A 7,708-nucleotide genomic window follows, 5' to 3' on the forward strand; every position below is an offset into this window, starting at 1 on the left:
CGATCGTGCCGATGTTGCAGTGCGGCTTGTTCCGCTCAAATTTAGCCTTCGCCATGGTCCTTAGTCTCCATATCTATCTTCGTCACCGCCAGTTGCACTCGAGAGTCTTACGCCAACTTGGCGCGGACCTCATCGGCGATGGCCTGCGGCACCGGTTCGTAGTGGTCAAATTGCATCGCATGATGCGCGCGGCCCTGGCTGATGGACCGCAGGGTATTCACATAGCCGAACAACTTCGCCAGCGGCGCCATGGCGGTCAGGACCGCCGCATTGCCCCGCTGGTCCATCGCCTCGATCCGTCCACGCCGGCTCCGCAGATCGTTGACGACGCTACCCGAGAAGTCCTCGGGAGTAACGACTTCGACGCTCATGATCGGTTCCAGCAGGACGGGGCGGGCCTTTACCAGACCTTCCCGAAACGCGGAAGCAGCCGCCAGCTCGAAAGCCGGCGCCGTGCTGTCGACGTCATGGGCATCGCCATCCACCAGGGCTACCGTCAGGTCGGTGACCGGAAACCCTGCCAGCGCCCCGGTCTCCCGAGCCGCCTCGATGCCCGCGGAAACCGCCTGGACGAAGTCCTTGGACAGGACGCCGGCGGCAAGGCGGTTTTCGAACTTCAGCCCCGCACCGGAACCGAGCGGCTCAAGGGCAAGCTTCACCCGGGCGAACTGGCTGGTGGAACCAACCTGCTTCCGGTGCGTGTAATCGACTTCGACCGGCTGCCCGATGGTTTCCCGGTAAGCCACGCGTGGAGCGCCGAACTTGGCATCCACCCGAAACTCGCGCTTCAGGCGATCCGCAAGGATCTCCAGCTGAAGCTCACCGATACCCTTGATCACGGTAGGGCCGGCATCCCCGGACACGACGACGCGGAAAGCCGGATCTTCCTGTCCCATGCGCAGAAGCGCGGAGGCCAGCTTTTCCTGGTCGGCCTTGCTTGCCGGCTCGACGGCGATCTCGATCACCGGCTCCGGAAACTCGATTCGCTCCAGCACGATCGGGTTGGCGACGTCGCACAGCGTATCGCCCGTTGCGGTATGCTTAAGGCCGACGAAGGCGACGATGTCGCCTGCGTAGGCCTGCCGGACGTCCTCGCGGGCATTGGCCTGCATCTGCAACATCCGGCCGATACGCTCGCGCTCGCCCTTGAGCGGGTTGAGCACGGCAGCACCGGCCGCCAGTGTTCCCGAGTAGATGCGCCCGAAGGAAAGGGAACCGACGACCGGGTCCGACATGACCTTGAAGACCAATGCCGAAAACGGCGCGGTATCCACGGCTGCACGGGTCGCGTCCGCCGGATGATCGCCCTGCCCACCTGCCTCGACCCCGTGAACGTCGCCGACATCGGCCGGAGACGGCAGATAACCGACGATGGCATCCAGCATCGGTTGAATGCCCTTGTTCCGGAAAGCCGAACCGCAAAGCACCGGAACGAAGTTCAGGTTGCAGGTACCCTTACGGATCAGGCCCCTCAGCGCTTCTTCCGACGGCACCGTTCCCGATAGGAAAGCCTCGGTCGCATCGGCGTCCTGCTCGACCGCGGCCTCGATCAGAGCGGCCCGGTACCGGGCCGCCTCATCCGCGACCTCAGCCGGAACGTCGGTCTCCGAGAAGACCGCACCCAGACCTTCGTCCTTCCAGACGACCGCCTTGTTCCGTACGAGGTCCACGACACCGGTAAAGGTGCCGTCACTGCCGATCGGCAACTGGACGATCAGCGGCCGCGCACCGATCCGGTCCGACAGCATGCCGACGATCCGGTGGAAGTCCGCACCGGGCCGGTCCATCTTGTTGATGAAACACAGCCGCGGGACATGGTGCTTGTCGGCCTGGCGCCACGCCGTTTCCGACTGCGGCTCGACCCCGATCGTCGCATCGAACACCGCGACCGCACCATCGATGACTCGAAGGGCACGCTCGACTTCCACCAGGAAATCGATGTGGCTTGGGGTGTCGATGATGTTGATGAGATGGTCGTTCCAGAAGCAGGCGGTAGCCGCCGACGTAATCGTGATGCCCCGCTCCTCGTCCTCTTCCGACAGATCGGCGAACGCGGAGTCATCGGAGGACTCCGCGGCCTTGCCGCGTCCGGTGTAGAAGAGGATACGCTCGGTCGTGGTCGTGCGACCGGCATCGATGTGAGCCATGATGCCGATGTTGCGATACCGGTCGAGCGGTGTGGAGCGTGACATGTGCTGTTCTCGAACTTCTCTCTGGTCAGGTCGCCGTGGCGCTTACCAGCGGTAGTGCGAGAAGGCCTTGTTGGCCTCCGCCATGCGGTGCGTGTCTTCACGCTTCTTGACCGCCGATCCGCGCTGGTTTGCGGCGTCGAGCAACTCGCCCGACAGGCGTTCCGTCATCGTGTTTTCAGACCGCGCACGCGCGCTGTTGATCAGCCACCGGATTGCCAGGGCCTGGGCGCGATCCGAACGGACCTCGACCGGAACCTGATAGGTTGCACCACCGACGCGGCGGGACCGGACTTCCAGGTGGGGCTTCACGTTGCCGAGGGCATCGTGGAACACCTGGACCGGATCCGCCTTGGCCCGGCCTTCGACGCGCTCCAGCGCGCCGTAGACGATCGCTTCCGCGACCGACTTCTTGCCGTCCAGCATCAGACAATTCATGAACTTTGTGAGGACGCGGTCGCCATACTTGGCATCCGGCAGAACCTCGCGCTTCTCCGCGCGACGACGACGAGACATCTTTCAGGATCTCCTTACTTCGGACGCTTCGCGCCGTACTTCGACCGGCGCTGCCGACGGTCCTTCACGCCCTGGGTATCGAGCGAGCCGCGGATGATGTGATAACGCACGCCGGGAAGGTCCTTCACACGGCCGCCGCGGATCATCACCACCGAGTGTTCCTGAAGGTTGTGGCCTTCACCCGGGATGTAGCTGGTAACTTCGAAGCCGTTGGTCAGGCGCACGCGGGCGACCTTACGAAGGGCCGAGTTCGGCTTCTTCGGGGTGGTCGTGTACACGCGGGTGCAGACACCACGCTTCTGCGGGCACTCTTCCAGTGCCGGCACCTTGTTGCGCGCTGCCACTGGCTGGCGCGGCTTACGGATCAATTGACTGATCGTCGGCATCAGAGCCCTTCTTCCATTCAATCTCGTCGTCGGCAAACCAGATGCCAGACGATGCAAAAACCCGCCGTCGAAGCGAAAACACCGCCTCGTGCGGGTAAATCGTCAAACGCCGTCCGAAAAAGCTCGGGTGCGGCTATGTAGGGTCGGAGCCTTTCGGGCAACAGTGTCTAGTCCGCGAACGGCCTACTACCTGTCCCCCAAAAAGGTTCGCGGATAATATGGATGCGACCCCTCATCGTCAAGCATCGTATCAGATATTTTAACGGTGGTCGTATGACGGTCGGCGCGGCGGCCGGCAAGTGCCCGATGTGGTTGGCCACGCCCTCCGCCTCCATCCGCTGTCGAAAATGCCGCACCCGCGAAAGCGCTCTTTTGGTATTCCGTGTTGACGATTGGTAAGGAATACGGAGTACCAGAGCATGCGGCATGTCGTTCGCATCGAGCCGAAGGGTAGAGCAAGGGGGTAATGCCCACAGCCCGCGGCTTCCCGCCCGATCAACCTCTTGCAGGCCTGGTTTTATACCGGAATGACCATGGCGGAACCGTACGTCGAGCAGACATTATTGTCCTGTACGGTCATTCCCCGGCCATTGGCCCGGCGGAACGGCATGTGGTCCTGAATTCTTAACTGGTGAAAAGGAATGGCGAGGAACATGCGACTTCTCATTGCTGAAGACGATGAGCTCGTCGTCCTGGGTCTTACCCTCGTCATCGAGCAGTTCGGGTATGATGTATGCGGCATCGCCCGGACCGCGTCCGAAGCCGTAAGTCTCGCCGAGATCCATCGCCCGGACCTTGCGCTGATGGACGTGGCCCTTGCCGACGGGTCGAGCGGGCTGCTGGCGGCCAGCGAGATCTCGGGCCGGCTCGGCATCCCGGTGGTCGTTTGCAGCGCCCATGCATCCGCCGCCGATGCATACGCGGCCGGGGCGTCGGGCTTCCTGATCAAGCCTTTCGGCATCGATGCCCTGGCCAAGGCGGTGCTTGCCGCTTTCCGGTCCAGCGGGTCCTGCACTCCGCTGGCGGCGGCCTGAATAAAACGGACGCGGCATTCGCCGGCTTCCCGCCGGCCATCCTTGCCTCCCTTGCGTCAGAGACCACATTGACGTCATCTCCGGCTTCTTCCAAGCTCCGGGTGCCGGACCGCACCGCGCATGCAAGCCAGAGGCACGATGTTCACCCTTCCCCTTTCCGATGACAATCCGACCCGGCATCTGCCGGTCGTTACCTGGACTGTCATCGCCGGCTGCATCGCCGTCTTCCTCTGGCAAACCTCACTGGGCATCCGTGCGGGGAATGCGATCGTCTACTCGCTCGGCCTGATACCCGCGGTGCTCTTCGGCTCGGCGCAATTGCCGGCGGACTTGCGGCTGGTTCCGGCGCCGGTGAGCATCGTGACCTCGATGTTCCTGCATGGCGGGTGGATGCACCTGCTCGGCAACATGCTTTATCTATGGATCTTCGGGAACAACGTGGAAGACAGCATGGGACGGGGCCGTTTCGTCGTCTTCTACCTGCTGTGCGGGACGGCGGCGGCGCTGGTCCAGTCGTTCACGGCGCCAGGATCGGAGGTTCCGATGATCGGAGCCAGCGGCGCCATCGGGGGCGTCCTAGGCGCGTATCTGGTGCTTCATCCCCGTGCCAATGTCCGGATGCTGTTCGTCATCCTTTTCTTCATCAGGGTCATCAGCGTGCCGGCCGCGGTCGTGCTCGGTCTCTGGTTCGTGATGCAGTTCATCAGCGGCGCCACCACGCCGACCTCCGGCGGCGACGGCGGAGTCGCCTTCTGGGCTCATGTCGGCGGTTTCGTCGCCGGTGCCGTTCTGGTTCCTTTTTTCAAAAGGCGGGATGTCAGGCTGTTCGAAGGGCCGCACAGCAGGGCTTTTCAGGTCAGTTCCGCCACCGCGCCAAGGCGGCGAGGCAGCGTTCCCCCATCGGGGCGGCCCTGGTAACGAAAAAACCTGTATCTATAATCCATCTTCTTGAATGCCGGGAAGGACACCCCATATCAGGTGTCGCCCCCGAAAACCGTTTCCCCAATCAACTCCACTTCAATGCCTTGAAGGATGAGAGCGAGGAAACCTGTCTCTATCGGCGGGGGCACCTGAGGGTTTTGGAGGTTCGCTTTGAGCATTCATACCGACGACGCCGTCACCCCGTTCATCGAAGAGTCCCGCCGCTTTGCAATGCTGGGCGCGGATGAGGAACTGGATCTCGGCCGCCGCTGGCGGGACCATGGAGACCGGGACGCGATGCGTCAGCTGGTCGGCAGCCATCTGCGTCTGGTCATCAAGATGGCGCGGGATTTTGCAGGTTATGGCCTGCCGTTGGCCGACCTGATCGCGGAGGGCAACGTAGGCCTGATGCAGGCCGTCGAAAAATTCGATCCGGAACGCGGTTTCCGGTTCAACACATACGCGCTGTGGTGGATTCGTGCTGCCATGCAGGGCCACGTGCTGCACAACTGGTCGCTCGTCAAGCTGGGCACCACGGCCGCACAGAAGAAGCTTTTCTTCAACCTGCGCCGCGTGAAACGCGAGATGCAGGAACTGGAGTCGGGGGATCTCTCGCCGGAGACCGTGTCGGCCATCGCCACCAAGCTGGAGGTGAACGAGGCGGACGTGGTGGATATGAACCGGCGCCTTGCGGCTGCCGACAGTTCGCTCAATGCCGTCACCGCGGCCGAAGGCGATATGGAGTGGCAGGACATGCTGGTCGACCAGCGGCCCGATCAGGAGACCATCGTGGTCGAGGCGGACGAACTGGCGTCCCGCCGGCGCCTGCTGGCACTCGGCATGGAGAAACTCAACGATCGTGAGCGCCGCATCCTGGTCGAGCGCCGTATGAAGGACGAACCGGCGACGCTTGAAGAGCTGAGCAAGCAGTATGCGGTTTCCAGGGAGCGTGTCCGGCAGATCGAGATGCGCGCCTTCGAGAAGCTGCAGAAGGCGATGCTGACGGCGGCACCGGCGGGACGTGGACTGCTGCCGGCCGCCGCTTGATCGGATGGCGGAACGTCGGGCCCGGTGCGACGGAAGCATCATCGTGAAACAAACATCCCGGCGGGACGCTCAGTTCGGCCGGGATGAAATCGTCTTATGGATGGGGAACGGAATCACATCGGCGGTGCGACCGTGCCGGGCGGACGGTATGGATGTCATCGAAACGCCGATCCTGCCGTTCTTTTCATCGAGCACGCCAAGATAGGCTTCCATGGAAGAATTGATGCACCTGCACATGGCAAGACTCATTTCCGCGCCACAAGTCCAAAAGGTTGCACAGGCATAGGCCTGATGCGCCATGATAGAAAACAGCAGCATGATTATGTTCGTCCTCCCGACTTACATGCGTCAATTCGCCCTCATGGTTGCTTGAAGGCAGATCCGGCGAGACAGCTTCAGTCCACTCGCTAACAGCCTATTCTGATCTTCGTTGCCAAATCGGTAATTCCAGCCGCAATCGGTCTTTCTTTCGAACAGGCCGCCGAATTAGCGCAAACGCCATATCGCCTTTGCGCTTCATTCGCGGGTGCGACACCGCAGTCACCCCTGAATGCCGCCCGGCGTGGGACAGTGAAGCGATCCTTTCCCAACGGCGAGCAAGATCCATGTCCGACGGCCTGTTTCAAACCACCCCGATCGTGACCGGCATTTCCGCCGTCGCGGACGGCTACGACGGCTTCGTTATCGACACCGCGGGCGTACTTCATGATGGATCGGCGCTTTATCCCGGTGCAGCAGATGCCTTGCGTCACCTGAAGACTCGCGGCAAGAAGATCTGCCTCCTGACCAACTACGCGAGACGCTCCGCATCGGCTGCGAAACTGCTCGAGGATATGGGACTGGAGCGGGATCTCTACGATCACCTGCTGACGTCGGGCGAACTCGCTCACCAGTGGCTGCGCCACCGGCCGGAGGAGTGGCTGCGGGACCTTGGCACCGCCTGCCTGCATTTCGGGCCGATCCGCGACGCCGAGCTGACCCATGGATTGGACATGGAAGCGGTGGACCAGCCTTATCTGGCGCAGTTCGTCCTTTGCACCGGCTTCAACGAGGTCGAGGACGTCCTTGCCGACTATGAAGAGGTCTTCCGGATCTGCATCTCCAAGGATCTGCCGCTCCTGTGCGCCGATCCGGAACGCTGGCGCCTTGCCGGCGGTAAGCGGCGCCATGCTGCCGGCACCATGGCGAGGCGCTATGGCGAACTCGGCGGCGACGTCGAGTACTGCGGCTTGCCCTTCCGGGATCTATACGACCGCTGCCTCGACGTGCTGGGGATCGCCGACCGTTCCCGCATCCTCGCGATCGGCGACAACCTGACGACGGATATCGCCGGCGCCGCCACCGCCGGGATCGCTTCCATGCTGGTCACCGGAGGTATCCACCGGGAAGAGTTCGGGACCGTCTGGGGTGAAGCGCCGACGGAGGAGCGCCTGCAGGGCATCCTGACGGCTGCGCCGAAGCGCCCGGGCGCGGCTCTCGCCGCATTCGTCTGGTAGGAAAGCCGGCCCTGAGGCGGGCCTACATCAGGATCAATGCCGCCAGACCCAGGAAGGCGAAGAAGCCGACCACGTCGGTAACGGTGGTGAGGAAGACGGTGCTCGCCACCGCCGGATCG

Annotated in this window: 8 protein-coding genes; 4 read left to right on the top strand and 4 right to left on the bottom strand. The window is 62.8% G+C overall.

Annotation, left to right across the window (positions count from 1 at the left end):
- Nucleotides 1-107: 107 nt before the first annotated feature.
- The 3 genes from fusA to rpsL are packed head-to-tail and all read right to left on the bottom strand — an operon-like array spanning nucleotide 108 to nucleotide 3,091.
- Nucleotides 108-2,192, bottom strand: coding sequence for an elongation factor G (gene fusA / locus AC5JJ6_RS32675; protein WP_496046050.1), 2,085 nt, complete (start codon nucleotides 2,190-2,192; stop codon nucleotides 108-110).
- 42 nt (nucleotides 2,193-2,234) lie between these two features.
- A complete protein-coding gene (rpsG, locus tag AC5JJ6_RS32680; protein WP_037461345.1) occupies nucleotides 2,235-2,705 on the bottom strand; it encodes a 30S ribosomal protein S7 in 471 nt (156 codons plus the stop codon).
- Between the two features lie 14 nt (nucleotides 2,706-2,719).
- A complete protein-coding gene (gene rpsL, locus AC5JJ6_RS32685; protein ID WP_044429470.1) occupies nucleotides 2,720-3,091 on the bottom strand; it encodes a 30S ribosomal protein S12 in 372 nt (123 codons plus the stop codon).
- A gap of 653 nt (nucleotides 3,092-3,744) precedes the next feature.
- On the opposite strand from rpsL, the gene AC5JJ6_RS32690 reads away from it, so the two are divergent.
- The 3 genes from AC5JJ6_RS32690 to rpoH all read left to right on the top strand — a co-directional run bounded on the left by AC5JJ6_RS32690 (nucleotide 3,745) and on the right by rpoH (nucleotide 6,093).
- The gene (locus tag AC5JJ6_RS32690) at nucleotides 3,745-4,125 is read left to right on the top strand and encodes a response regulator (RefSeq protein WP_496046051.1); all 381 of its coding nucleotides are present in this window, start codon (nucleotides 3,745-3,747) and stop codon (nucleotides 4,123-4,125) included.
- A 138-nt stretch (nucleotides 4,126-4,263) separates the two neighbouring features.
- Nucleotides 4,264-5,043, top strand: a complete 780-nt coding sequence (locus AC5JJ6_RS32695; protein ID WP_496046052.1) for a rhomboid family intramembrane serine protease — start codon at nucleotides 4,264-4,266, stop codon at nucleotides 5,041-5,043.
- Between the two features lie 174 nt (nucleotides 5,044-5,217).
- Nucleotides 5,218-6,093 (top strand): RNA polymerase sigma factor RpoH, encoded by an 876-nt coding sequence (gene rpoH, locus AC5JJ6_RS32700; RefSeq protein WP_496046053.1) that lies wholly within the window; start codon nucleotides 5,218-5,220, stop codon nucleotides 6,091-6,093.
- A gap of 69 nt (nucleotides 6,094-6,162) precedes the next feature.
- Here the strand turns inward: rpoH and AC5JJ6_RS32705 are convergent, their stop codons facing one another.
- On the bottom strand, nucleotides 6,163-6,411 hold the full coding sequence (locus AC5JJ6_RS32705) for a hypothetical protein (protein WP_496046054.1): 249 nt from the start codon (nucleotides 6,409-6,411) through the stop codon (nucleotides 6,163-6,165).
- A 287-nt stretch (nucleotides 6,412-6,698) separates the two neighbouring features.
- Here AC5JJ6_RS32705 and AC5JJ6_RS32710 point away from each other — a divergent pair, with 287 nt between their 5' ends.
- On the top strand, nucleotides 6,699-7,589 hold the full coding sequence (locus AC5JJ6_RS32710; protein ID WP_496046055.1) for a TIGR01459 family HAD-type hydrolase: 891 nt from the start codon (nucleotides 6,699-6,701) through the stop codon (nucleotides 7,587-7,589).
- Nucleotides 7,590-7,708 lie beyond the last annotated feature (119 nt).

This window comes from Skermanella sp., from assembly GCF_059503625.1.